The organism is Arthrobacter sp. Y81, from assembly GCF_002929335.1.
Lineage (GTDB): Bacteria > Actinomycetota > Actinomycetes > Actinomycetales > Micrococcaceae > Arthrobacter.
In genome coordinates this window covers 364,800-390,964 of the sequence record NZ_PJIL01000001.1, presented here as the reverse complement: position 1 = coordinate 390,964, position 26,165 = coordinate 364,800, and the positions used below count along the sequence as shown (strand labels likewise).

19 protein-coding genes are annotated in these 26,165 nt (G+C 67.2%); 6 read left to right on the top strand and 13 right to left on the bottom strand.

The window, feature by feature from the left end; genetic code table 11:
- Nucleotides 1–184 precede the first annotated feature (184 nt).
- Nucleotides 185–1,615, top strand: a complete 1,431-nt coding sequence (locus tag CXQ91_RS01865) for a zinc-dependent metalloprotease (RefSeq protein ID WP_104172211.1) — start codon at nucleotides 185–187, stop codon at nucleotides 1,613–1,615.
- Between the two features lie 20 nt (nucleotides 1,616–1,635).
- Here the strand turns inward: CXQ91_RS01865 and CXQ91_RS01860 are convergent, their stop codons facing one another.
- Genes CXQ91_RS01860 through nudC form a run of 3 tightly spaced genes read right to left on the bottom strand, consistent with a single transcriptional unit; the run spans nucleotide 1,636 to nucleotide 5,651 of the window.
- The gene (locus CXQ91_RS01860) at nucleotides 1,636–2,322 is read right to left on the bottom strand and encodes a M48 family metallopeptidase (RefSeq protein WP_258073790.1); all 687 of its coding nucleotides are present in this window, start codon (nucleotides 2,320–2,322) and stop codon (nucleotides 1,636–1,638) included.
- A complete protein-coding gene (locus tag CXQ91_RS01855; protein ID WP_374953607.1) occupies nucleotides 2,322–4,502 on the bottom strand; it encodes an ATP-dependent DNA helicase UvrD2 in 2,181 nt (726 codons plus the stop codon). The genes CXQ91_RS01860 and CXQ91_RS01855 overlap by 1 nt, the downstream gene beginning before the upstream one ends.
- Before the next feature lie 57 nt (nucleotides 4,503–4,559).
- The gene (gene nudC, locus CXQ91_RS01850; protein WP_104172210.1) at nucleotides 4,560–5,651 is read right to left on the bottom strand and encodes an NAD(+) diphosphatase; all 1,092 of its coding nucleotides are present in this window, start codon (nucleotides 5,649–5,651) and stop codon (nucleotides 4,560–4,562) included.
- A gap of 176 nt (nucleotides 5,652–5,827) precedes the next feature.
- Here nudC and CXQ91_RS01845 point away from each other — a divergent pair, with 176 nt between their 5' ends.
- A complete protein-coding gene (locus tag CXQ91_RS01845) occupies nucleotides 5,828–7,162 on the top strand; it encodes a macrolide 2'-phosphotransferase (protein WP_104172209.1) in 1,335 nt (444 codons plus the stop codon).
- On the opposite strand, the gene CXQ91_RS01840 is transcribed toward CXQ91_RS01845, so the two are convergent.
- The 3 genes from CXQ91_RS01840 to CXQ91_RS01830 form a co-directional block, all read right to left on the bottom strand.
- Nucleotides 7,134–10,805: an ATP-dependent DNA helicase gene (locus CXQ91_RS01840; protein ID WP_104172208.1), complete on the bottom strand. Its 3,672-nt coding sequence runs from the start codon at nucleotides 10,803–10,805 to the stop codon at nucleotides 7,134–7,136. The two genes, CXQ91_RS01845 and CXQ91_RS01840, sit on opposite strands and share 29 nt — an antisense overlap.
- Nucleotides 10,802–14,152 (bottom strand): ATP-dependent DNA helicase, encoded by a 3,351-nt coding sequence (locus CXQ91_RS01835; protein WP_104172415.1) that lies wholly within the window; start codon nucleotides 14,150–14,152, stop codon nucleotides 10,802–10,804. Before CXQ91_RS01835 ends, CXQ91_RS01840 begins: the two co-directional genes overlap by 4 nt.
- Before the next feature lie 86 nt (nucleotides 14,153–14,238).
- Nucleotides 14,239–14,655 (bottom strand): MGMT family protein, encoded by a 417-nt coding sequence (locus CXQ91_RS01830; RefSeq protein ID WP_104172207.1) that lies wholly within the window; start codon nucleotides 14,653–14,655, stop codon nucleotides 14,239–14,241.
- Between the two features lie 145 nt (nucleotides 14,656–14,800).
- Here CXQ91_RS01830 and CXQ91_RS01825 point away from each other — a divergent pair, with 145 nt between their 5' ends.
- From CXQ91_RS01825 to CXQ91_RS01810, 4 genes are all read left to right on the top strand, one after another.
- Nucleotides 14,801–15,562 (top strand): 3'-5' exonuclease, encoded by a 762-nt coding sequence (locus tag CXQ91_RS01825; RefSeq protein WP_181038737.1) that lies wholly within the window; start codon nucleotides 14,801–14,803, stop codon nucleotides 15,560–15,562.
- A 297-nt stretch (nucleotides 15,563–15,859) separates the two neighbouring features.
- Nucleotides 15,860–16,909, top strand: a complete 1,050-nt coding sequence (locus CXQ91_RS01820) for a methionine ABC transporter ATP-binding protein (protein ID WP_104172206.1) — start codon at nucleotides 15,860–15,862, stop codon at nucleotides 16,907–16,909.
- On the top strand, nucleotides 16,906–17,577 hold the full coding sequence (locus tag CXQ91_RS01815) for a methionine ABC transporter permease (protein ID WP_104172205.1): 672 nt from the start codon (nucleotides 16,906–16,908) through the stop codon (nucleotides 17,575–17,577). The genes CXQ91_RS01820 and CXQ91_RS01815 overlap by 4 nt, the downstream gene beginning before the upstream one ends.
- Nucleotides 17,578–17,721: 144 nt before the next feature.
- Nucleotides 17,722–18,564, top strand: coding sequence for a MetQ/NlpA family ABC transporter substrate-binding protein (locus CXQ91_RS01810; protein WP_104172204.1), 843 nt, complete (start codon nucleotides 17,722–17,724; stop codon nucleotides 18,562–18,564).
- A gap of 110 nt (nucleotides 18,565–18,674) precedes the next feature.
- Here the strand turns inward: CXQ91_RS01810 and hemL are convergent, their stop codons facing one another.
- From hemL to hemQ, 7 genes are read right to left on the bottom strand one after another with little or no spacing between them, the layout of a single operon-like run.
- On the bottom strand, nucleotides 18,675–20,018 hold the full coding sequence (hemL, locus tag CXQ91_RS01805) for a glutamate-1-semialdehyde 2,1-aminomutase (RefSeq protein ID WP_104172203.1): 1,344 nt from the start codon (nucleotides 20,016–20,018) through the stop codon (nucleotides 18,675–18,677).
- A gap of 13 nt (nucleotides 20,019–20,031) precedes the next feature.
- Entirely contained in the window at nucleotides 20,032–21,189 is a 1,158-nt protein-coding gene (locus CXQ91_RS01800) for an LLM class flavin-dependent oxidoreductase (protein ID WP_104172202.1), read from the bottom strand.
- Nucleotides 21,189–22,169, bottom strand: coding sequence for a porphobilinogen synthase (hemB, locus tag CXQ91_RS01795; protein WP_104172201.1), 981 nt, complete (start codon nucleotides 22,167–22,169; stop codon nucleotides 21,189–21,191). The genes CXQ91_RS01800 and hemB overlap by 1 nt, the downstream gene beginning before the upstream one ends.
- A complete protein-coding gene (locus CXQ91_RS01790) occupies nucleotides 22,166–23,095 on the bottom strand; it encodes a uroporphyrinogen-III synthase (protein ID WP_104172200.1) in 930 nt (309 codons plus the stop codon). Before CXQ91_RS01790 ends, hemB begins: the two co-directional genes overlap by 4 nt.
- Before the next feature lie 18 nt (nucleotides 23,096–23,113).
- Nucleotides 23,114–24,112, bottom strand: a complete 999-nt coding sequence (gene hemC / locus CXQ91_RS01785; protein WP_104172199.1) for a hydroxymethylbilane synthase — start codon at nucleotides 24,110–24,112, stop codon at nucleotides 23,114–23,116.
- On the bottom strand, nucleotides 24,109–25,380 hold the full coding sequence (locus CXQ91_RS01780) for a ferrochelatase (protein ID WP_104172198.1): 1,272 nt from the start codon (nucleotides 25,378–25,380) through the stop codon (nucleotides 24,109–24,111). Before CXQ91_RS01780 ends, hemC begins: the two co-directional genes overlap by 4 nt.
- On the bottom strand, nucleotides 25,377–26,078 hold the full coding sequence (gene hemQ / locus CXQ91_RS01775; protein WP_104172197.1) for a hydrogen peroxide-dependent heme synthase: 702 nt from the start codon (nucleotides 26,076–26,078) through the stop codon (nucleotides 25,377–25,379). Before hemQ ends, CXQ91_RS01780 begins: the two co-directional genes overlap by 4 nt.
- Nucleotides 26,079–26,165 lie beyond the last annotated feature (87 nt).

Here is a 26,165-nt window from a genome sequence, read left to right as displayed (position 1 = left end):
GCACTGTGGCTGCACCGATCAGAATGCCGGCAGCCTGCAAATATTCCGATTACTAACACTACGCGTTTGAGCCGGCCCGTACGCTCTTTGCCCACAGCGAACGGGGCCGGATTCGGCAGACAGCCGCCGACGCCCCGGGGTACCGTGAAGGTGATCAACAGTCACACCGACGATCGGCGGGATCATGACCTCCAACCCACTCAATCCGTCCAATGGCGACGACGACACCCCCAAGGATCCGCTTGCGGAAATGCTTCAAAACCTCATGGGTGGCAAGGGCATGGGCAACATCGACCCCGCCGAACTGGCCAAGGCCGCCGGTCTTCCCGACGATCCGAACCTCCTGGCCCAGATGTTCTCGCAGGTCCAGGCCATGATGAGCGCATCCTCCGAGGGGCCCGTCAACTGGCAGCTTGCCCACGAGAACGCCCGCCGGGTGGCTGCCAGCGGCTCCGACCCCTCGGTCACGTCACAGCAGTCACGGGAAATCGATGAAGCACTGCGCCTCGCCGAGCTGTGGCTGGACCAGGTGACTGAGCTTCCCGCCACCGGCCTGATCGGCCGGGCCTGGTCCCGCGCGGAATGGGTCGAGGAAACGCTCGGGACGTGGAAGCGGCTCACCGAGCCGGTGGCCAACAGCATTGCCAATGCGCTGTCCACCGCCATGACCGAGCAGATGCCCGAGGAAATGAAGTCCATGATGGGCGGGGCGTCCTCCATGCTGCAGAACATGGGCGGGGCCATCTTCGGCATGCAGCTTGGCCAGGCCATTGGCGCCCTCTCCGCCGAAGTGGTCAGCTCAACAGACATCGGAGTGCCGCTGGCGGACCTGGAGATGGCCCTCCTGCCGGCCAACGTGGCCAAATTCGGTGAAGGCCTGAGCCTGCCCGAGAACGACATCCGGCTTTTCCTGGCTGTCCGGGAAGCTGCCCACGCACGGCTCTTCGTCCAGGTGCCCTGGCTCCGCGGGCACCTCCTGGGTGCCATCGAGGCCTATGCCCGGGGCATCCACATCGACACCTCCAAGATCGAGGAACTCGCCAGGGAGATCGATCCCAGCAACCCGGAAGGCATCCAGGAGGCGCTGTCCCAAGGCGTGTTCATGCCCCAGCGGACCCCGGCGCAGGACCAGGCACTGGAAAAACTCGAAACCGCGCTGGCCCTCGTGGAAGGCTGGGTGGACGAACTGACCGCGGCGGCCACGGAGAAGTTCCTGCCGTCCGCGTCTGCGCTGCGCGAGACGGTCCGGCGGCGCCGCGCCACCGGCGGCCCGGCCGAACATGCTTTTTCGTCCCTGGTGGGACTGGAGCTGCGTCCCCGGCGCCTGCGCGAAGCTGCCACCTTGTGGGCCTCCCTCAAGGAGGAGCGTGGCACCGAAGGCCGGGACGCCATCTGGCACCACCCGGACCTGCTGCCCACCGGCGAGGATCTGGACGATCCGCAGGGGTTCAGTGCACGCCGCAAGCTCGCCGAAGCGAGTGACACCGAGGTGGACGACGCCCTGCAGAAGCTGCTGAACGGCGGATTCGACGAACCGGCCAAGGACGACGACGCGGCGGGCAAAGACGAAGAAGCGTCCGGCGAGGACGACGACGGCGGGACGCCGAAGGCCTGACGCGCCGGCTAACCTGCGAACTAGCCAGGCATTGACGAAACCACGGTTTCGTCGGTGCCTGGCTCTTCTGTATCGGGCGTCGCGTCCGGTTCGCACGTCATGTCCGCATCGCCGCCTGGCGAGTCGGAGTCCGGTGCCATGCCCCGCGAGGTGGCGAACGCAACGCCTTCGAGGAAGGCCTTTGCCCGTTGCGTCTCGGGGTAGGCCTCCAGGAGACGCCAGAACGCGGCGTTGTGCCCGGCGACCAGCAAATGCGCCAGCTCGTGGAGCAGCACGTAGTCGATGACCCACTGCGGCATGGTCCGCAGCTTGTCCGAGAGCCTGATGGTTCCGTCTGCCGGAGTAGCCGAACCCCAGCGGGAATTCTGGTTGCTGACCCAGCGCACGGACGACGGCGCGGACCGCCCACCAAGGTACTTCGCCGAAAGCCCGGCTGCATGCGACGCGAGGGCTGCATCCGAGGCCGGGCGGCGACGTCCCGCCCCGCGCGAGCGCCGGACCCCCTGCAGCCGGAGTTTCTCCAGCATCCGGTGCACCCATTCACTTTCCTGCGCCTTGCTGAAATGCGCCGGGATGGCGACCACGGCTGTGCCGTTCTCCCAGAACGCTGCCACGGTCCGGCGGCGGCGTGCGGAACGCCGCACAACGACGGGTGCTCCATCGGGAGTGGTCAGCGGAATCGCTTGGGGTTTCGCTCCCCCGGCCATCAGGCGCTGGTGCTTTCAATGAGTACTTCAAGCACGGCTTCGCCATACTTTTCCAGCTTGGACGGGCCAATTCCGGCCAGCTGGGCCAGCTCTTCGAGGGTTGCGGGCCGCGCCTCCGCAATCGCCGTCAGCGTCGCATCGGTAAACACCACGAACGCCGGCACTTCGGCGGCCAGGGCCACGTCCTTCCGCCACTGGCGCAGTGCCTCGAACGTCTGTTCCTCGTAGCTCGGCGGGCATTGGCTGCAGCGGCCTACCTTCCGTTCGGCACCGGTGGACAGCATGCTTCCGCAGACCCGGCACATCGCAGGGGCGGCCGCCTTCCGCCGCGGGGCGGGGCCCTTGCCGCGCGCCGTCGAGCTGGCCACAGAGTCCGGCCGTAGGCCGTCCAGGAAACGCGAGGGCTTCCGGTTGGCCCTCCCGCCGGGGGTCCGGGCCAAGGACCAGGACAATGAGAGGTGCTCGCGCGCCCTGGTGATGCCCACGTAGAGCAGCCGGCGTTCCTCGTCCACGTCTTCCGGGGAGTCCGCGAACGAGATCGGCATGAGGCCCTCGCAGAGCCCCACGAGGAAGACGGCATCCCATTCAAGGCCCTTGGCAGCATGCAGCGACGCCAGGGTAACGCCCTGGACGGTGGGGGCGTGCTGGGCCAGGGAACGTTCCTGCAGTTCATTGACAAAGTCCGAGAGGGTGAACTGTGGCCCGCGGCTCAGCACCAGCTCATCAGCCAGCGCAACCAGCGCGGCCAGCGATTCCCAGCGCTCGCGCAGCGCCCCGCCGCTATGCGGGGCGGATTCCGTGTAGCCAAGGGATGCCACGATGTCCCGGACCAGCTGCCCGAGGGGATCGGGAGCCGAGGTTTCGGCGGCGGCCCGGGTGGCTGCCCGGAGCTGGAGGATTGCATCACGGACTTCCTTGCGGGCGAAGAACCGCTCTCCTCCGCGCAGCTGATAGCCGATCCCGGCCGAGGCCAGTGCCTGTTCATACGCCTCGGACTGTCCGTTGGTGCGGAACAGCACGGCGATCTCGCTGGCCGGTGTTCCGGCGTCGAGCAGTTCCCGGATCTTGATCGCCACGGTGGCTGCCTCGGCCTCATCGTCGGCGCATTCGGTGAACTGCGGCTGCGGTCCGGGCTGCCGTTGTGCGACCAGTTTGAGCGGCGCCGCCCATGCCGCGTCCGCGACCGGCCCTCCGCTGCGCCGTCCGGCGAGGAGGTCATTCGCGAGCTTGACCACCTGCGGCGTGGAGCGGTAGTCCCGGATCAGCTTGACGACGTTGGCGCCGGGGTACATGGCCTTGAAACCCAGCAGGTGCTTCGGCGATGCACCGGTGAACGAGTAAATCGTCTGGCTGGCGTCACCCACGACGCAGAGTTCATCACGCCCGCCGAGCCAGAGCTCCAGGAGCCGCTGCTGCAGCGGCGAAACGTCCTGGTATTCGTCCACCACAAAGTGCCGGTACTGTTCGCGGACAGTGGCCGCCACTTTCGGGTCCTCCTGCAGGATCCCCACGGTGATCAGCAGGACGTCCTCGAAGTCGATGACGTTGCGGTCGGTCTTCACGTCCTCATAGGACTGGAACACCCGGGCCACGGCCGTGAGGTCGAATCCGCCGGGGTTGCCGCGGTCCTGCGCGTTCTCGAGGTAGTTCGCGGGCGTCAGCATGGACACCTTGGCCCACTCGATCTCCGAGGCGAGGTCCCTGATGGACGCGCGGTCCGTGCTGAGCCTCAGGCGCCGGGCAGCTTCGGCGATCATCTGCGCCTTGTGGTCGAGGAGGTTCGGCAGGGCGCCGCCGACGGCCTGGGGCCAGAAGAACTGAAGCTGCCGCAGGGCCGCGGCATGGAAGGTCCGCGCCTGGACATTGCCCACGCCGAGGTCACGGAGCCGGCTCCGCATCTCGGCGGCGGCGCGGGAGGTGAAAGTCACGGCCAGCAGCCGCTGCGGACTGTAAACGCCTGAGTGAACGCCGTAGGCGATCCGGTGGGTGATGGCGCGCGTCTTGCCCGTGCCTGCACCGGCAAGCACGCACAGGGGCCCGTTCAGCGTGCTCGCGACTTCCCGCTGTTCGTCGTCCAGCCCGCCAAGAATGCGGTCTTCCAGGGACCGGTTGTCCGGCGAAGCGGAATCGGCGGGGGCACTGTCACCGGGGGCGGTGCGTTCAAAATTGTCAGTTGTCACTTGCTGCTCAGTCGATCGGTGGGGTCAGGTGGTGGGGGTCCGCTGTGCGCGGGGAGGTCATTCGTCGGCGGGCCGGTCCTGGATGACGCCGCCGTACCAGTGCTCAATCAGTGACCGGGCAATGGAGAGCCGGCTGGAGATGACGATTTCCCCGCTCAGCACGGCGTCCTGGAGTTCCGCTCGGCTGAACCATCGCGCCCGGGTGACCTCCACGCCGTCGGGCGTTGCCTCGGTATCGGGTGTCCTCGCCGTGAACCCGAGCATCAGGGAGGCGGGAAACGGCCATGACTGCGAACCAAGGTACTGGGTTGCCGTAATCCGGACGCCCACTTCCTCCTGGATCTCGCGGACGACGGCCTGCTCAAGCGACTCGCCCGGTTCCACGAAACCGGCCAGCGTGGAGTAGTTCTTTGCATCGATTGGTCCGCCGCCGCCCAGCAGCAGCCGGTCATCGGGGCCGACGACCGTCACGATGATAGCGGGGTCGGTCCGGGGATAGTGTTCGGAGTTGTCCGCAGGACACCTGCGGACCCACCCGCCGGCCTCAACGAGCGTCGCCGCTCCGCACCGAGGACAGTGCACGTGGGTGGCATGCCAGTTGGCGATCGCGCTGGCCTCGACAAAGAGGGCCGTGTCGGTGGCATTCAGGCGTGCAGCAACGTCGCGGAACCCCGTCCAGACGGCGTCCGCGGGAATTCCGGCGATGCCGCGTTCAAACTGCTCCGCCCGGACCTCAAAAGGTTCCTCAAGGACAAAGAGGACGATGTCCGTACCTTCCTCCACGTCCGAACTGCCCAGCGCGGAACCGAGGTAGATGATCATTGCCGGCGGCAGTCCGGCCTCGCCAAGGTTCTCCGCGAGGCCTGCGGCTTCCGTCAGCAGCAGGCTGTCGCCGCGTACGAGGGCCTGCCGGTGCGACAGGACCACGGCCAGCGCCCGTCCGGAGCTGACAACGGCTTCGACCATGCCCGGCTTCATCCGGGCGCCGGACCCGCGGTCAATCAGCGCGGGTCGAACGGGAAGGACGGTGTCCATCAGGTGGTTTGCCGGGAGCCGCTTCAACGGGGCCGCACTGCCCGGTGCCGCATTTTCTGCCGCCTTATTTTGTTCTGCCTTATTTTGGGCTGCCGGGGACTCCGCAAGACTCATGTACCCACCGTACTGACTCCGGCAGACAATTGACATTTGCTCCGGCCGCCGCTGAAGCCCCGGGAAGCCGCTCTCCGGCGTCGCCGGCACCGGAAATTGCAAGGTAAATCGTCCTGATCTGGAGACTCGCCGTAGTACATCGCCGTCTTGGGCGCCAGTCAATCTACCGTGGATGCGTGAGAAGAAAACCGATCGAACTGGCAGCTGTAGCAACTGCGGCAGTCCCCGGACTGACGCCCACCGCCGTGAGCTCGGCTCCCGACGATCCGGCGGACTTCGATTCGGCACTTCTCCTGGACTCCGAGGGCAAGCAGTGGCGGGTCCGTTCGCCCCGCCACGCCGAGGCAAGCGCCCGCCTGGAAACGGAGTTTATGGTCCTTCGTGCCTTTGCCCCGGCAGTCAGGGCCGAGCTGCCCTTCCTCATGCCCACAGTGGCAGGCACGGTGCGGCAGGGTGCACTCAGCACGTTCGTGTACTCACACCTGGCCGGAACTACGCGCAGCGTCGAAGAGCTGACAGCCGGTTCGGAAGGACTGGCGAAGGAGATTGGCGCCGCTCTGGCTGCCATTCACGACCTCCCCCAGGCCCTCGTCAGCAATGCCGACCTCCCCAGCTACACCCCCAATGAGTTCCGGCAGCGAAGGCTCAACGAACTCGACCAGGCCGCGACCACCGGAAAGATCCCCCCTGTGCTGCTGCGCCGGTGGGAACATGCCCTGGAAGACGTCTCGCTGTGGCGCTTCAATCCCTGCGTGGTCCACGGCGACCTGCACGAGGACAACCTCCTGGTGGAGGGCGAACGCGTGACAGCCGTGACCGGGTGGACCGATTTGCGCATCGGGGATCCGGCCGACGACATGGCCTGGCTGGTCGCCTCCAACGAGCAAAGCTTCGTCGACTCGGTACTCCGCCACTACACGTCGAGCCGCAGGGACGCACCGGACGCCCATCTGCTGCGCCGCGCAGCCCTCTCCGCCGAATTTGCGCTGGCCCAGTACCTGGTGAAGGGCCTGGCTGCCGGGGACCAGGCAATGATCGCCGAGGCTGAAGAAATGCTCGCCTCGCTGGCTGAAGACATCACGGAGCACGGCGGACAGCCCATCAGCGTGGAACCTTTGCCGCAAACTGTCCCGGCCGTGCACGTGGAACCGGTCCCGCAGGATGAAAACGCGGGTGCCACCGGTGTGCCCTCTGCAGCGCTTGCCGCAGAGCAGGTTTCGGGATTGTCCGGCGCCCCGTCGGCGGATGCCATGCCGTCGGTGCACGTGACACCGATCCCGGTCGATGCCGTCCCGGCCCCGCCGAGCCGAGAGTCAGGGGCTCCCGGGAACGCTGACCGCGGCGCCCCGGCCGAAACGTCCGGCGAACACGATGCGGCCCAGGAAGCAGGCGGGGACAGCGGAACCGCCCACGCGGCCGACGGAGGAAACCGGATCACTCCCCCGGCCGCGCTTTCAGCGGATGACACGTCCACGGCGGCCCTCAAGATTGTGGACGCAAAGTCCCACTAGCCGAAGCGGCTGCCTTGGCCATGGCGGTGGTTCCCGCAAGGGCCGCTGTCACGATGTCCTCCAGCTGCTCCGCCGTGCCAAGGTCGTGGGGTCGGACCACCTGGTTTTCACCGACGTAGTAGAACGCTGCCCGGACGTTGTCGAGCGGGACTCCCTTAAGCCTGGCCCAGGCAAGACGGTAGACCGCCAGCTGGACGGCCTTCACCTTCAGCTGTCCCGCGGCCGGGCGGCGGCCGGTTTTCCAGTCCACCAGGTCCCAGCCGCCGTCGGCGTCCCGGAACACGGCATCGATCCGGCCGCGCACCACGACGTCACCGATGCGTGTCTCGACCGGAACCTCGACATGGGCCGGTGCGCGGTGCGCCCACTCCGAGTTCCGGAATGTTTCCACCATCGAGTCCAGCCCGTAGGCCTCATCAATGTGGTTGTCCGAACCGGGGGCCTCCTCCAGCTCCAGCATGCCTGCGGTGCCGAAGTATTCCTCCACCCAGGCGTGGAATGCCGTGCCTTTGCGTGCCGACATCCCCGGCTCCCTGGGAACAGGCCGGCGCAGCCGCGCCAGCACGGATCCGGGATCGTCGCCCAGATCCACAAAGGTTGACGCGGAAATGTGGCCGGGCAGGTGGACATCCTGCACGGTGGCCCGCCGGAAGCGGCGTTCCAGCAACAGGGCGGCTTCGTGGGCCCAATTGGCGGCGACGTTGCGAAGCTGCCGGGTTTCCGGCCCGGGGGCCGCCGCTTTGGCGTCACCCGCTGCTTCCGCGTCACCCGTTCCTTCGGTGTCACCCGCGGCTTCCGCGGCACCGGCGGCCAGGGTTCCGCGGACCCGCGCGGCAGCCAGTTCCATGGCTGCCCGCCGCCCCGGGACCAGCCTGAGCCTAGTCCCGGTGCGTGGATCGGCAGGCCCCTCCAGCGGGTCATACGGCCATACCGCCACTTCGAGGTCCTGGGTCAAAGGACTTTCGGCCGGCAGCGACGCCTCCTCCACTGAGGCGGCATGCACGACGGCGGCGAGCTCCTGCGGTTCTTCCGCCAGCCTTTCGGCGGGCAAAGCTTCTCCGGGGCCTGTTGAGCCTGCACCCGGGTGGCCGACCCCGGCGAGGGGCGCCAGCTCGGACAGGAACGGCGACATGTCCGCCATTCCGGCCCGGGATCCGACCCAGGCCGCGCTGGAGACCCACAGCACGAATTTCGCCCGCGTGTAGGCAACATAGGCGAGCCGGCGTTCCTCTGCCTCGCCGTGAGCCTGGACGTCCGCTTTGAAGTCCTTCTCCGCGTCCAGCCAGCCTTTTTGATCCGGCTGGTCCAGGTCCCACTGCGGCAGATCGGCGTGGTCCCCGCGCAGCGGCCAGGGCAGGGCGGCGCTGCCGCTGCTCCAGCGCGAATCCCGGCTGCTGGGAAACGCGCCGGCGTTGAGCCCCGGAACGAACACGACATCCCACTCCAGGCCCTTGGACGCGTGCACGGTCAGCAGCTGGACGGCTTCATGGTTGACGTCCGGGGCGGCAACGTCCAGGCCGCCCTCCTCCGCAGCCGCGGCCTCCAGCCAGGCCAGGAAAGCCAGGACGTCAACACGGTGCGAGGTGTGGAGGAACCCTGCCGCGGCATCCTGGAATGCATCCAGGTTCCGTCGGGCCTGATGGATGCTGATGCCGGGACGGGCCGCCACTTCGATGTCAAGGAGCATGGCCCGCTCCACTTCGCCCAGCAGTGTGGTGAGGTCGTCACCCATAAAACCCCGGAGCTGCCGGAGTTCTGAAGAGAGGGCGTGCAGCCGGTCCAGCGCCTCCGTGCTCAGCGCCCGGCCATGGGCCGACGTCCAGCCTTGCCGCGGCAGCCAGTCCAGCGCTTCCACGAGGCTCGGCGAATCGGTGATGTCGCTCTCGATCACGGCAGTATCGGCGTCGTCGGCTTCATCCCCGTCTGCATCCGGGCGGCCGCGGCGCCGCGCGAGGAATGAAGACCAGTCCCGGAAGGCCATGAGGTCGGAGGGACCTATTCGCCAGCGTGCCCCGGCCAGCAGCCGCATGAGGGAGTCCGAACGGCCCGGATCCGCCAGGACCCGCAGGGTCGCAACGAGATCCACGATCTCGGGGGTGTCCAGGAGCCCGCCTAGGCCCACAATCTCGTAGGGGATACCGCGTACCTCGAACTCACGCCGGATGCATTCCATCTGTGCACGCCGGCGGCAGAGGACTGCCATGGCCGGAGGAATCCGGTCCTCGCCGGCGGTGTCCTCGAAGTCCGTGACGCGGTAGCGCAAAACGTCCGCCGCGATGGCTTTGGCTTCGTCCTCGTCCGTCGCGAAGCGCCCGATGACGACCTTCCCCTGGGCCGCTGCGGGGCTTGGCTGCAGCGGCGGGACCTCCACAGAATCACCAGACTCGCGCTCCCCCGCCGGACCGGTCCGGGCGGCAGCGGCGCTCAGCGGCGCTGAGATGACGTTGGCCGCGGACAGGATGTTCCGCCCGTTGCGCCAGGCAGTTGTCAGGTATGACGTTGGCGCCACCGCGAAAGGACCGCGGGACAGCCCTTCACCGTGCCCGGTTCCCGCCGGACCGGCATCCGCGGCGTCGGCTCCGTTCCCTGTTTCGCCCACCAGGACCGGGAATTCCCGGACAAAGTGGAAGAGCTGGCCGGCTGAGGCACCCCGGAAGCCGTAGATCGACTGATTGGGATCTCCCACGGCCGTCACGGCGTGGCCGCCGCCGAAGAGCCTGGAGAACAGGACGAGCTGGGCATGCGACGTGTCCTGGAATTCGTCCAGGAGCACCACCTTGAACCGCTGGCGTTCCACTTCGGCGGCCAACGGGATCTCGCTGGCGACCCGCGCGGCGAGGGCCACGAGGTCGCCGAAGTCCAACGCGCCGCGGAACCGTTTGGCTTCCGCGTACCGGCCCACCATTTCGGCGACGCTGGCCCGCGTGCGCAGCATCGCGCCAAGTTCCCCGGCGGCCTGTGTCGGGTTCTTTTTTGCTTCGGCCATGTAGGGCAGGGCTTCAAATTCGGCGACGCGGTGCATCAGCCAGCCCTGAACCTCGCGGGGATCCCGCAGGTGTTCAGCGCACTCGCCCGCGAGCTGGATGACTGCTTTCACGAGGGTGGATTTGGCGGCACGGAAGTGCTCGTACTCGCCGTCGAAGGCCTCCACGACTTCGCTGGCCAGCTGCCACGCCTGCGCTCCGCCCAGGAGCACAACATCACGTTCGACGCCCAGACGGAGCCCGTAGTCAGACACGATGCCGCTGGCGTAGGAGTGATACGTGGAAACCTTGGGTTCCAAGGCATCCTCGCTGAGCAGGCCTGCCGGAAATATCGTTTGGTCCGTGTCCTCCGCGGCAATGCGTTGGAGGGCCGCCAGTTTGGCCCGGATCCGGCTGGCCAGCTCACCGGCAGCCTTCCGCGTGAACGTGACACCCAGGACTTCTTCCGGCCGGACCCAACCGTTGGCAACGAGCCACACAACACGGTCCGCCATCGTGGCGGTCTTGCCGGATCCTGCCCCGGCAATGACCAGCCGCGGAGTAAGTGGCGAGGAAATAATGGCGGACTGCTCAGCGGTGGGACTGTTGCGTTCGCCCAGCATGGCAGTCAGTTCTTCCGGGGAAAAACGGGGGGCCTGGACGTCGTGGGGCGTCGTCATTCGGTTACCTGCTTTCCACGCGGACAAAGGGGACAGACCTCGGGCAGCCGGCAGCCATGGCCGCCGTGGCCTGACTTTGCCGGATCATGGCGCGCCTCGAAATGGCTGCCGGACATGAGCTGCGCGGCCTCGTCCACCATATCGAGCGCCCAGTTGCCGGTGCCGTCCAACGGCTCCTGGACCTGGATGCCGGGGCTCTTGTTGCTGGTGCCAAGCTGGGCCAATACAGCCCCTCCCGGCTTAACACTGCCGGCCGGTGTGCCCGGCTCAGTGAAGCCTCCGGCCAGCACCGCGGCCTGATAGGCGCCCAGCTGGGGATGGCGGGACAGCTCGGCCTTGGACGGCTGGCGCTTGCCCGTTTTGAGGTCCACGATCACCAGGCGTCCTTCGGAATCGATCTCCAGCCGGTCAACCTGTCCGCGGAGTACCGAAAACCTCACTACGGGTTCAGCGTCTGCTCCTGCCGGCGCTTCCGTGCCGGGCTGCGGGTCATCGACGATGTCCGGCAGCTTCACTTCGAAGTCCCGTTCGACGCCGACAAGGCTCCTGCCTTCACTGCGCATGACGAGGATGTATTGGGCCAGCTTCCGGACCATGGCTTCGGCCCGCTGGAAATCCAGCCTCCCTTCCCAGTTGTCCTTCATGCCGAGCGTCGGCCACCGCCGGACGAGTTCTGCCACGTATTCGGCCCCCGAAGCATCCGGCAGGTCCTGGGCAATGGCGTGGACCAGGGTCCCCAGGCTCCTCGCGAAGTCGGTGGCGGCTTCCCCGCCGGCAGCCTGGATGAACCAGTCAAGGGGCGACTTTTGGACGGTTTCCACCTTGGACGGTGAGACGAACACGGTCCCTCCGGGCGGCACAATCCGCTCCCCGGAAGAGAGCGGCGCAAGCCCCCACCATGAATCGGGATGGGCACCGGGCACGGACGGTTCGACTGCGGCAAGGCCGGCAAGCACCCTGGCGGCTTCGACCGATTCGGCAGCGTACCTGCCGTCCAGCTGGGCGTACTGACGGAGTTCGGCCACGAGGGCGCGGAGGGTCAGCGGCCGTTCCACGGGGGTGAACGTCCGACGGTCCTGCCCGGGATGCAGCGGTGCAACGTAGTCGAGGAAAGAGGAGGGCTGCTCGTCCTCTGATGAGACGGCGGTGCAGATCAGCACTTCACGGGCCCGGGAGACGGCCGTGGAAAAGCTGCGGAGTTCGTCATAGCGGATCTCGCGCAACCTGCTGATGGGTCCAAGCTGCAGGGCGTGGTCCACGCCGTGCTCCACGGCGTCGGCGAACAGCGTGCTGCCGAGGAGCTCCCCCCGGAGCCTGGTGTTGGGCCAGACTCCTTCCTGCAACCCCGCAACAATGACAACGGGCCATTCGCGTCCTGCTGCACTCGCGGGCGTCATGAGTTCCACGGCGTCCTCCAGCTGTGCCCGGGCCGCCAGGGTGTCCATGGGCAGCTCCTGGCTGAGCAAATACTCAAGGAACTGGTCCGGCCCTGAACCCGGCAACTGGTCCACATAGCGTTCGGCCGTGTGGAACAGGGCCATCATGGCGTCCAGGTCGCGGTCTGCCCTGGCCCCTGACGCTCCACCTGCCAACGCCGCTTCAGTCCACCGTCCGGCCAGCCCCGTGGAGTTCCAGAGCGCCCACAGCACGGTTTCTGCGTTTCCGCCCGGTTCGCGCGCAGCCGCCTGCCCGGCCTGGATCATCCGGGCGACACGGCGGGCAGAGTGGCCCTCGATCCCCATGGTGGCCAGGGCGCCCGGCTCGAGCAGCGATTCGACGAGCAGGGCATCGCTGGTGCGGCCTCCGCCGCCGAGGATCTCCTCGCGGCGCAGCGACTGCCGTAGCCTGCGCAACTCGATGGACGTAGCTCCGCCGATTCGGGAGGTCAACAGCGAGACTGCGGATTCCGGCGTCAGGACCGCAGGATCCAATGCCACGGCATAGGCGTCCAGCAAGGGCCGGACTGCCACTTCGTCGCGGACGGCCGATTCGGCCACGGGAACGCGCACGGGGATGCCGTGGCCGGCCAGGTGCCGCTGCAGCTGATTCAGCTGCCCGCCGTTCCGAACGATCACGGCGATGTCGCCAAGCTCCCGACCGTGGTTCAGGTGCGCATCCAGAATGCGCTGCGCCACATACCGCAGTTCGTGGACCGGGGATGGAAGGATGTGGCCCTCAACAATGCCGTCTTCGGCGGCATGGGCCCGAGCCTGTCCCCCTTCCGCTGAGCCTGCACTTTCCAGCCGGCGGGCTGACTGGCCGCCTGCCCGCTGCGAGATTCGTCCTGCAACGGACAGCCACGCCTCGGCAACGGCGGGACGATGGCGGTGGGTCACCCAGAGCGGCCGCTCCAGGACTGCGTCCTTGCCGTCCCCGTCCCCCGGGCCGGCGTCGGCGATGCCAGCAGGGGCAAGGAGGTGCGGCAACTCAGCCGTGAGATCGGGCCTGGCTCCGCGGAACCCCTGGACCACTGTGTCAGGCGACGACGTCACGTACACGTCCTTGCCCGCCGCAATGTCCGCCAGCAGCTCGAATACGGCCGGGTTGGCTTCCTGGATGTCGTCAACGAGGATCAGCTGCAGGCGGTCCCGCTCGGCGGCCAGGAATTCCGGGGCGTCCTGGAAAATCTGACGGGCCGCCGTGATGATCCCTGCTGGGTCGAAAGCCTCCGGCATCCGCAGGTCCAGCACGTCCCGGTACTCGGCATACAGCGCGGCGGCCGCAATCCAGTCCGGGCGGCTGCACTGCTGCGCCAAGGCCACAAGGTCATCAGGTGTCCGGCCGGCCTCGATGATCCGGTCAAAGAGCTGGCGTACCTCCTGGCGAAAACCGCGGGTTTCCAGCGCGGCCCCCAGATCGTCCGGCCATGGCAACTCCAGGCCCGGCAGGGCGTGGCCTTCGAGAAGTTCCTTGATAATGAGGTCCTGCTCGGGTCCGGAGAGAAGCCGCGGCGGCCGTGGCAGCGGGAGGATGCCTTCGGCTTTGGCTCGCCGGATCAGATCGAAGGCGTAGGAGGCCCAGGTGCGGGCCGGCGTGGTGCTGAGGCTCCTGTTGAGCCGGGCGGTGAAGCGGTCCCGGAGGGAATCGGCGGCAAGCCGGCTTGGCGCCAGGACCAGCATCCGTTCCGGGTCCACGCCGTCGCGCTCGGCCCTGCGTACGGCAGCTTCAATGAGCACGGTGGACTTCCCTGTCCCCGGGGCTCCGGGAACCAGGACGGGGCCGGATCCATGCGGCACATCCACGGCCGCCTGCTGGTCCGGTGACAGTACCGGCACCACGCTATGGACCTGCCGGGGAGGCAGGAGCCTCAGGCCGGCGGCTGATCCCGCGTGCCGTGCCGCCGTCAGCTGAGCTGTTTGCTGGAGTGGATGTTTGGCCGGCTGCCGGGCTGGTGGCTGGCCTGCCCGGATTCCGGAAGAGTCGAAGGTAACTGTCACACAGTCATTTCATCATCCGGCGCCGACATTTTATGGAGCCGCCGCTCCAGCCTCTCGGCGATTGCGTCGATGAGGTCAAAGTCACCGTCTTCGGGGGCCCAGCGGGCTGCCATAAGGTCCACGCGCCAATGTCCTTCGCCGGTCCGGAGGAAGTCCTGGTAGCGGCCAAGGAGCGGGGTCCCTTCGCGGACATAGAACTGCAGGGCCTCGGCTTCGAGCCCCTGGGGTGCCTCGCCGTTCGCCCTCAAAACGCGCCACCACGCAACGCCGCTGCCATGGTGGCTCATCACGGACCCGACCTGCCGTGCACCGCCGGAGCCGAGGAGCTCGGCGACATCCCCGTAGGCAACCGCGGCTCCCGGAGGGACGAGCTCAACCAGGGCGAGCACCGCCTCGACATACTCCGTGCGCATGAATCCAGCTTAACGGTTCCCCCAGATGCCCGGGCCTCTGGGCGCCGGGGCCCGATCGCACGCTGGGCCGCAGTCCCTGTGGGAGGCGGGCGGCACGCCAGCGGCCTGGCGCAAAACTGTCTGTGGCAGCAGGTAGTTTGGAAACATGAGCTCCTCGATCACCAGCACCATCTCGAACACCAGCATCTCTAACACCACGGCCACTTGGGACAAACGGCCCCGGGCAGCCTTCGATCTGGAAACCACCGGCCGCAACTCGCGTGCCGCCCGGATCGTCACCGCATCTGTCACTGTGGTGGATGCCGAGGGCAGTGTCGTCAAGGAGCACGAGTGGCTCGCGGATCCCGGAGTCGAGATCCCTGCGGAAGCCAGCGAAGTCCATGGCGTGACCACCGAAAAGGCAAGGCAGGAGGGCCGTCCGGCCGCGGAGGTCACCCGCGAACTGGCCGCGGTGCTGCAGGGCCTGTTCGACGACGGTGTTCCCGTGATCGCTTTCAATGCCAGCTATGACTTCACGGTGCTGGCCGCCGAGTCGGCCCGGTACGGCATTCCGCAGCTGAACCGCTTCCCGGTTCTGGATCCGTACATCATGAACAAGCAGGTGGACCGGTACCGCAAGGGCAAAAGGACGCTGACCGCCCTTTGCGAGGAGTACAACGTCAACCTCGATAACGCCCACACGTCCGCAGCGGACGCCCTCGCCACGCTCCGGATGCTGGACGCCATGGCCGGAAAGTTTCCCAAGCTCCGGATGCCTGCGGGCCAGCTGCACCAGCTGCAGGTCGGCTGGGCAGCAACCCAGGCCGCGGACTTCCAGACCTACCTCCGTAAGACCAAGCCCGCCGCGGTGATCGAAGGCGACTGGCCGGTGCTCCCGCCTGAAGACGCCAGCAGGGGCGACTTCTAGCCGCACAACCCGCAACAGGACCTCAGCGGGAATGGCCCCATTGCTTGGCGCTCTGGGATGAGGATCACACGCGTCATGGGGCTCGCAGGATTCCAAGGCTGGCCAGCGCAATTTTCCATGTCGCCGGGAGACCGCACCAGCAACAACCCAGGTGAGCCGTGCGGCAATTTAGTGCAGCCATTCAGGCCTGACGCCGAACATTATGCGGAAGTGACTCGCCAGTGGCTTCGCTGACATAATTAAGTTCAAAAGCGTGCTTGTGCTATGCCCTGCCCGAGGCCAACCTCCTGAGGATAAATGATCACAGTTACTGACCTTCGAAAGGTCTACCGCCAGGGGAAAAAGGAAGTGGTGGCCCTCGACGGCGTCACCCTTTCCGTTCCCAAAGGTTCCATTCACGGAATCATTGGCCATTCCGGCGCCGGGAAATCGACCCTGGTACGTTGCCTCACGCTGTTGGATCGTCCGACAGCCGGGTCAGTCAGCATTGACGGCACCGAACTCAGCTCCGTCAGGGACTCGGAAATACGTGCGGCACGACGCCGCATTGGCATGGTTTTCCAGCATGCCAACCTCATGGATTCCCGCACTGCCGCGGGCAATGTGGCGCACCCGCTGGAGCTCGTCAAGACGCCGAAGGACAAGATCCGGTCCAAGGTTGCGGAACTGTTGTCCCTCGTGGGCCTCGAAGGGTTCGAAAACGCATACCCTTCCCAGCTTTCCGGTGGCCAGCGCCAGCGCGTGGGCATTGCCCGTGCCTTGGCCGCCGACCCCGACGTCCTGCTGTGTGACGAACCCACTTCTGCCCTGGACCCGGCGACCACGGACGAAATCCTCGACCTCATCCAGGACCTCACCAGGCGCCTGCAGCTCACCGTGCTCATCATCACGCACGAGATGAACGTTGTTAAGCGTGTCTGCGACTCGGTATCCCTGCTGGCCAAGGGCCGCATCATCGAGCACGGGGCGCTGCAGGACGTGGCGGGCAACCTGGAGAGCAAACTGGCCAAGGCGCTCTTGCCGCTGCCGGCATCAGAGCCCTTGCATGGCGCACTCCAAGGCGGACCCGTCCTGGAAATCCTGTTCGCCGGAGACAACGCCAAGGAACCTGTCCTTACCGGCGTTGCGCGGCACTTCGACATCGACCTCAATGTCCTGGCAGGCAGCGTCGAGACACTGGGCGGCCAGCAGTTCGGGCACCTGCGCGTCCAGCTCGCCGAGAATGCGGACTACGACGCCGTCCTCGCCTACCTCCACCAGCGAGGAATAGGCGCGAAGCTGGCCGAGACCAAAACAGCACCCGGCGATGCTGCTGAACTGAACGACGTGACGGGAAGGACCTCATGAACGACATCTTCAGCAACCCCGTCCTGGCCAAAGCCCTCCCCGAAGCAATCATTGAAACCCTGCAGATGGTCGGAATCTCGGCCTTCTTTACGGTGCTGGTGGGCCTGCCCCTCGGCGTCTTCCTGCACGTAACGGCTCCGGGCGGTCTCCGTCCAATGCCCGTCACCAACCGGATCATGAGCGACGTCATCGTCAACATCACCCGATCCATCCCGTTCGCAATCCTGATGGTGGCGCTGATTCCGCTGGCCCGCCTGCTCACCGGCACGAGCCTCGGCCCTATCGCGGCGTCGGTCTCGCTGTCCATCGGCACCATCCCGTTCTTCGCCCGCCTGGTGGAAACCTGTCTCCGGGACGTCCATCACGGGAAGATCGACGCCGCCCAGGTCATGGGTTCCACCAAAATGCAAGTGATCAACAAAGTGATGCTGCGCGAATCGCTTCCCGCCCTCGTTGCGGCCACCACCACAACCGTGGTCACGCTGGTCGGCTACTCGGCCATGGCAGGCCTGGTGGGCGGCGGAGGACTCGGCAAGCTGGCGTACAACTACGGCTTCCAGCGATTCGATGTCACGGTCATGATCGTCACCATCGTCTTGATCATCGTCCTTGTGCAGGTCATCCAACTGGTCGGCGAATGGATCTCCCGCAGCCTGGACCACCGCTAAGCCAACCGCCACCGAGAGGCCGTCATCCAACGGCCCACGGCAATCTTCACCGCAGCAGGTAGCCGCCGGCTGCATCTATGCCGGAGACGGCGCCGGGCGCAAGCCCGCCGTCGAACTCCCAGCAATTCGAAAGGAACGCATCAGATGCGTAAATCACTCTCCCTTCTGGCCACCGGTATTGCCGCCGCACTGGCACTGACGGCCTGCGGAGGTTCGTCCAGCCCCAGCGCCGACGTCAAGACCCTTGACCCTGCCAATCCCGTGACGCTGTCCGTCGGTGCCAGCCCGGTGCCGCAGGCAAAGATCCTGGAGTTCATCAATCAGGACCTCGCCCCGAAGGCCGGCCTGAAGCTGGACATCAAGGAGATCGAGGACTACCAGACGCCGAACACCGCACTGAGCGACGGCTCGCTGGACACGAACTACTACCAGCACCTTCCCTGGTACGAAGACCAGGTGAAGACCAAGGGCTACAAGTTCGGCCACGGCGAAGGCGTCCACATCGAGCCGTACGCGGCGTTTTCCGAGAAGGTCAAGGACATCAAGGACGTTCAGGACGGCGCCAAGGTTGCCATCACGAACGACCCGTCCAATCAGGTCCGGGCGCTCAAGGTCCTCCAGGTGGCCGGGCTCGTGAAGGACATCAAGGAAGATTCCTCCGTGCTGACCCTCACCGACGAGCAGAACCCCAAGAAGCTCAAGTTCTCCGAAAACCAGCCCGAACTGCTGATCAACGACCTCAAGGACCCCTCGGTGGACCTTGCACTGATCAACGGCAACTTCATCCTCAAGGCAGGCCTGAGCACTAAGGACGCCCTCGCTGTGGAGTCCGTGGAAGACAACCCGTACGCGAACTTCCTTGCCTGGCGCGAGGATTCCAAGGATGACGTCCGGATCAAGAAGCTCGACGAACTCCTGCACTCCCCCGAGGTCAAGGCCTTCATCGAAAAGGAATGGCCGAACGGTGACGTGACGGTGGCCTTCTAAGCCAGCTACACCCCGGGCGTGAACAGACCCGCCTTAAACACTGATGGCACCCGCCGCTGCGGGTGCCATCAGTGTTTAAGCAGCAGTGCCGTCGTACGGCTGCGCGCGCTTTAGCGGGCGGCGGGCACGGCTGCCGTAGCGGCGGCCTTGGCGGCGGCCGGGAGCGCGTCGAAGATCCGGTTCATGGCGGCGTCGTCGTGTGCTGCCGAGAGGAACCAGGCTTCAAAGACCGACGGCGGCAGGTAGACGCCGGAGTCCAGCATGGAGTGGAAGAACGGCGCATAACGGAACACTTCCTGGCCCTGGGCATCCTCATAATTGTGGACGCCGCGGGCCGAGGTGCCGAAGGCCACCGAGAACAGGTTGCCTGCCCGCTGGATGGAGTGGTCCACGCCGGCTGCGTCCAGCGCCGAGGACAGCGCAGCCGACAACTCCAGCGAGCGGGCGTCGATGAACGAGTACACCTCGGGAGTGGCATGGGTCAGGGTGGCGACGCCGGCAGCCATGGCCACAGGGTTTCCGGACAGCGTCCCCGCCTGGTAAACAGGGCCCAGCGGCGCCAGGTAGTCCATGATGTCGGCCCGGCCGCCGAGGGCCGCCGTCGGCATGCCGCCGCCGATCACCTTGCCGAAAGTCAGCAGGTCCGGCGTCCACGGCTCGGCGGCGTCTGCCGCGCCGCCGGTGAGGCCCCAGTAGCCCGAGTAGCCGGTGCGGAAGCCCGTGAGGACTTCGTCCACGATGAGCAGGGCGCCGTGTTCGCGGGTGATCCGCGAAAGGCCGGCGTTGAACCCCTCGCCGGGCGTGACCACACCCATGTTGGCCGGGGCCGCCTCCGTAATGACGGCGGCGATGTTGCTGCCGTGCGCGGCGAACGCGGCTTCCACGGCGGCGAGGTCGTTGTAGGGCAGCACCAGGGTTTCGGCGGCGGTGGCCGCGGTGACTCCGGCGGAGCCGGGCAGGGCCAGGGTGGCCACGCCTGACCCGGCCGCGGCCAGGAGTCCGTCGAGGTGGCCGTGGTAGCAGCCGGCAAACTTGATGACCAGGTCTCGTCCGGTGAAGCCGCGGGCCAGGCGGATGGCGGTCATGGTGGCTTCGGTGCCCGTGGACACCATCCGGACGCGTTCGGCGGCAGGCACGCGTTCCTTGACGATCGCGGCCAGGTTGGCTTCGTCCGGCGTCGATGCGCCGAAGGAGAGTCCGCGGTCCACGGCGGCGTGGACTGCTTCGAGCACAGCCGGGTGGGCGTGGCCCAACAGCGCGGGACCCCAGGAGCACACCAGGTCCACATACTCGGCGCCGTCGGCATCCGTCAGGTACGGGCCCTTGGCGGACACCATGAACCGCGGGGTCCCGCCCACGGAGCCAAAGGCCCGGACGGGTGAGTTGACGCCGCCCGGCATGAGCTGACGTGCACGGTCGAAGAGTTCCTCATTGCGAGGAGAGCTGGAAGTCATGGTTCCTATTCTTTCAGTTTGCGGGATCGTGCCCGGACAGGAGTTCTGCCACCCGGGGTGCCACCACGGTGCCGAAGAGTTCGATGCAGCGCATCATGGCGGCGTGCGGAAGCGTGCCGTTGCCGTATTTGAGGTCGAAGCGGTCGACGCCCAGGTTGCGTTTCAGCAGGACGATCTTCTGCGCCACGGTCTCGGGCGACCCCACATAGAGGGCACCTTCCGGTCCGCACATGGCATCGAACTCCGCCCTGCTGGCCGGACCCCAGCCGCGCTCGGCTCCGATCCGGTTGCGCTGCGCCAGCCAGTGCGGGAAGAGCTCCTCGCGGGCGGCCTCGTCCGTGTCGGCGATGTGGCCCGGCGAATGCGTGGCGATCTGCTGCATCGGATGGCCGTACTTCGCCATCGCCTCGCGGTACAGGTTGACGAGCGGCGTGAAGGATCGGGGCTGGCCGCCGATGATGGCGAAGATGATCGGGTAGCCGTACTCGGCGCACCGGAGCACGGATTCCGGGGTGCCGCCGACTCCGATCCAGGCCGGCAGCAGGTGGTGCTCCAGCGGCGGATAGACGCTCAGCCCGCTGATGGGCGGGCGGGTCCGCCCCTCCCAATGGACCGGCTTCTGGGTGCGGACCTTGTCGAAGAGTTCCAGTTTTTCCTCGAACAGGACCTCGTAGTCCGCCAGGTCCAGGCCGAACAGCGGGAAGGATTCAATGAAGGAGCCGCGCCCCAGCATGACTTCGGCGCGGCCTTCAGATATGGCATCAACGGTGGAGAAGCGCTGGAAGACGCGGACGGGGTCATCGGAGCTGAGCACGGTCACGGCGGATCCGAGCCTGATGTGCTTGGTCCTGGCCGCGGCGGCGGCCAGGAACACCTCGGGGGCCGAGACGGCGAAGTCCCGGCGGTGGTGCTCCCCGACGCCAAAGGCGTGGAGTCCGACGTCGTCCGCCAGCTCTGCCTGCTCCAGCAGCTGCCGCAGCACCTGCGCATGCGGCACGGGGTGCCCGTCCGGGTATACGCCGACGTCGCCGAAGGTGTTCAGGCCCAGCAGAACCCTCCTCGGCCCGACGGGCGCTGTGGGGCTGGCGCCCGGGGTGGCCACGGCGGCGGTGTCGGCTGCGGCCGCTGGGGCTGCCGAACTCCCGGTTCCCGGGAGGGACGCCTTGCCCATCATGACTCCTTCAGCCAGCCGGCAAGCTCGGACGCCCAGTAGGTCAGCACCATGTTGGCGCCGGCGCGCTTGATGCCCAGGACCGATTCGGTGATGGCGGCGCGGCGGTCGATCCAGCCGTTGGCGGCAGCCGCTTCGATCATGGAGTACTCCCCCGAGATCTGGTAGGCAGCAACCGGAACGGTGCTCATAGCCGCGACGTCGGCGAGGATGTCGAGGTAGCTCATGGCGGGTTTGACCATCACCAGGTCCGCGCCTTCGGCCAGGTCCAGCTCCACCTCGAGGATGGCTTCGCGGCGGTTGGCAGCGTCCATCTGGTAGGTGCGGCGGTCTCCCTTGAGCTGCGAATCCACGGCTTCCCGGAACGGGCCATAGAACGCTGACGCGTATTTGGCGGCGTAGGCCACCACGGCCGTGTTGGTGTGCCCCGCGTCTTCCAGCGCCTGCCGGATCACGCCGATCTGGCCGTCCATCATGCCGGACGGTCCAAGCATGTGCGCGCCCGCGTCCGCCTGTGCCACGGCCATCGCGGCGTAGATTTCCAGCGTTGCGTCGTTGTCCACGTAGCCGTCGGCGTCGAGTACGCCGCAGTGCCCGTGGTCGGTGAATTCGTCCAGGCAGACATCACTCATGACCACGAGTTCGTCGCCCACTTCGGCGCGGACGTCCCGGATGGCCTTGTTGAGCACACCGTCGGGGTCCAGGGAAGCGGTGCCGCGTGCATCGCGTTCGGCCGGAATGCCGAAGAGCATGATGCCGCCGACGCCCAGCTCCACGGCCTCCGCCGCCGCCCGTTTGAGGGAATCAGTGGTGTGCTGCACCACGCCGGGCATGGAAGCGATCGGATTGGGTTCCGTGAGCCCCTCGCGGATGAAGGCGGGAAGGATCAGCTCCGGAGCCGCCAGCCGGTGTTCGGCCGTCATCCGGCGCATGGCCGGGGTGGTGCGGAGCCGGCGGGGGCGGTGGGTCGGGAAGCTCATGGTCTGTCCTTCACGTAGTTCTCGGGGGCGGGCGGTGTTGATGCGGAGTGTCCTGGAGCCAGCGCCTCGATGACGGCGGACACCAGGCCGGACGTGGTGGGTTGCTCGGCGACGGCGGCAACCGGCAGTCCCAGCCGCTCCGCCTCCGCCGCCGTTGAACGCCCGATCGCCACGAACCGGCAGTCGCCCAGCGGCGAGAGGCCCCCATGGATGCGCTGCGCGGCGCTGGGTGAAGCGGCGACGACGGCGTGGAGCCGCCCGGCGGCAAGCTCGGCTTTCGCTTCGGACGGGGTAAGCACCTCAGCCCGCGGCGGCACAACGGCAGCGCCGCCGTCCGGACTGAAGCTGCGGGCCGGATCCGCCGGATAGTCCACGGTGTGGTACGCGGTGACGGCCTGAACACTGGCACCCAGTGACTCCAGCCCTTCGGCCAGCCTGCCGTCCGCGATGTCCGCCTGCGGCAGGAACACGCTGCCGTGGCCCTGCGGCCAGATGTCGAGGAGGCCTGCACCGGATTGGAGCCTGGCCGGGGCCAGGTCGACGGGGATTCCCCGTGCTTCCAGTTCATGGCGCGTGGCAGGACCGATCGTGGCGACCCGGACCGTTCCGGGCAGCCACTGGCTCAGTGTGACGCCCCGGTCCCGGGCAAGTTCTTCGAGTGCCTGGACGGTGGTGACGCTGCTGATGACGAGCCAGCTGTACGCGCCCGCGCCGAGGGCGTCAAAGGCGACTTCCAGGGAATGCTGGTCGCGGGCGCGTTCGAAGTCGATGAGCGGAAGCAGCAGCGGTTCGGCGCCGGTTTCCCGCAGGGCGGCGACCAGGGACGCGGCCCGGTCCGGGCTCCGCGTGACCAGGACGCGGGCGCCCTCGAGCACCCGCAGGCCTGGCTGGCCCTCCGTGCGGCGGGCGATGCGCCGTCCCATCATGTGCCGGGGTCCGCCGGTTCAGGACGCGGCAAGGTCCGCGATGTCGGCGGCTCCGGCCGCCAGCAGCACCTCGGCCAACTCGATGCCCAGAAGCGTGGCGCCCACCTCGGTGAGGCCGTCCGTGGCCCGTTTGTCGCGGACCGAGGCCTTGCCGTCAACGGCGCAGACCACGGCCTCCAGGTAGAGCATGCTTCCCTTGCGGAAGGCGTAGGCTCCCACCGGGGCGGCGCAGCCGGCCTCGAGCCGTGCCAGCAGCGCACGCTCGGCTGTTACCGCCAGCCGGGTGTCCGTGTCATCCAGGGCCGCGAGGGCCTGGGCCAGCGGCCCCTGGGAACCCTCGGTGGATCCGGTCTTCCGCGGAGCATCAGCGGTCCGGCACTCGATGGCGAGCGACCCCTGGCCGGCGGCCGGAAGCATCACGTCTGTTTCGAGGTATTCGCTGACGGCGTCCAGCCGGCTGATGCGTTCGAGTCCGGCGGCCGCCAGAACGACGGCGTCGAGGTCGCAGGATTTTCCTGCCACCACTGCGTCGGTGGCGTTGCCCGGCAGGCCGGGAACGCGGCCGAGGCGGGTGTCCACGTTGCCGCGGATATCCACGATGTCCAGGTCCGGGCGGGCAGCCCGAAGCTGCGCTGCACGGCGCGGGGAGCCGGTTCCCACCCGGGCGCCCTGCGGGAGGTCGGCGAGCTTGAAGCCGTCGCGCGCGCAGAGCACGTCCCGGACGTCAACGCGCTTCGGCGTCGCAGCCAGGGTCAGTCCCGGCGCGGCTCCGGTGGGCAGGTCCTTCAGCGAGTGCACGGCAACGTCGCACTGGTCACGCAGGAGGGCATCGCGCAACGCCGCTACGAACACGCCCGTGCCGCCCATCTGCGACAGCGAGCCTGTCAGGACGTCGCCGTCGGTCCTGATGTGGACCAGTTCCACCGGGAAGCCGCCGATTGCGGCCAGTTGGTCCGCTGTCTGCTGGGTCTGGGTGAGCGCCAGCTTGCTGGCACGCGTCCCGATACGGACGGTCACAGGGCTTCCTGTCCCGCCGCCGGTGCAGCCGGGCGGGCCGGCGAGTCCGAGGCGTAATCGTCGTGGCCGGTGCCCACGGTGGTGTCGGCTCCCGCGATGGTGGGCTTCTCGCCCCGGAAGTTGGAGCAGCAGCCCGGACGGCAAACGTCGTACCAGGGGCCCAGGCCGGTCACGTGGGGCCGGTCGGCGATGTTGTTCGCGGCAGTGCGCTCACAGATCAGGTCCACAATGCCGCCCACGAACTTACTGTGCGTGCCGGGCGTGGGGACCCGGGTTGCGGCGATGCCGAAGTTCCGGCAGGTCTCCAGCGCTTCGGTGTCCAGGTCCCAGACAACCTCCATGTGGTCGCTCACGAAGCCCAGGGGGACGATCACGATTCCTTTGACGCCCTGGCCGGCGAGTTCCTCGATGGCGTCGTTGATGTCCGGTTCGAGCCACGGTACGTGCGGCGCACCGGAGCGCGACTGGTACACAAGCGACCACGGTGCGGTCAGCCCGGATTCTTCCTCGACCCGGCGGATGACCTCGGCGCCGGTCGCCAGATGCTGGGCAACGTAGGCCGAATCTTCAGCGAACTGGCGCGGCTCACCCTCGGAACGTCCGGCGGCTTCGGCGTCGCGCGTCGGAATGGAGTGTGTGGCGAACAGGATGTGGACCGGCGCGTCCGGCGTGCCGGCTGCGGCCAGCTGGGCGCGGACGTCGGCAAGCCCGGTGGCGGTGCCGTCCACGAAGGGCTCCACGAAGCCCGGGTGGTCGAAGTACTGGCGGACCTTGTCCACTTCCAGTTTCCCGTCCAGGCCGGTCTCGGTCAGTGCCATGCCGATGTCTTCGCGGTACTGGCGGCAGCTGGAGTAGCAGGAGTAGGCACTCGTGGTGACCATCAGCACCTTGCGGTGGCCGGCGTCGTACACGTCCTGCAGGGTCTGCGGGATATACGGATCCCAGTTGCGGTTGCCCCAGAACACGGGGAGATCGATGCCGCGGGCTGAGAGCTCCGCTTCGATTCCCGCCTTGAGGTGGCGGTTCTGCTGGTTGATGGGGCTGATGCCGCCGTTGGCGCGGTAGTGGTGCGAGACCTCTTCGAGCCGTTCGTCCGGAATTCCGCGTCCGCGGGTGACGTTGCGGAGGAACGGGATGACGTCGTCCTGGCCTTCGGGGCCGCCGAAGGAGGCGAGGAGGACGGCGTCGTACTCCTTCGGAGCCATCCGGCCGGCTTCGGTGACGGGGTTGACGGCAGTCACCGCGGCCCGGGACTCAAGCGCACTCATGCAAGGACCTCCGCGATCTCGGCGGCGGTCACCCGGCGGCCGGTGTAGAACGGGATTTCTTCACGGACGTGGTGGCGGGCCTCGGTGGCGCGCAGGTGGCGCATCAGGTCTACGAGGTCCACCAGTTCGGGGGCCTCCAGGCCGAGGATCCACTCCCAGTCGCCCAGGGCGAATGAGGACACCGTGTTCGAGATGACCTGCGGGAATTCGCGGCCCAGCATGCCGTGGTCGCGAAGCATGGCGCCGCGCTCGGCGTCCGGCAGCAGGTACCACTCGTACGAGCGCACGAACGGGTAGACGCAGAGCCATTCGGCGGGTTCCACGCCTCGGGAGAATGCAGGCGTGTGGTTCTTCGCGAATTCCGCTTCGCGGTGCACACCCATGGCGGACCAGACGATCTCCGTGCCGGCAAAGAGCTTGCTGCGGCGGATGTCGCGGACCGCCTGCTGCAGGGCCTCGGGCTTGGGACCGTGGAGCCACACCATGATGTCCGCATCCGCACGCATGGCCGAGACGTCGTAGCTTCCCCGGAGGACCACACCGGCCTCTGCCAGGCGGGCGATCAGCGCGTCAAAGTCCTCGGCAGCATCGGCGCTGCGCAGGACGTCGGCGGAGCGCTTGAACACGGTCCAGAGGGTGAAGAACTGCTCGGCTGATTCTTCGGTTTTAGTGACAGATTCGGCAGATGTGTGGCTCATAGCTACCAGTTTGCCCCTTCATTGCAGCTAAGTCGAAACCGAGCACTTCTACAACGTGTAGAAGTGCTTAATTTCACATTACGACCG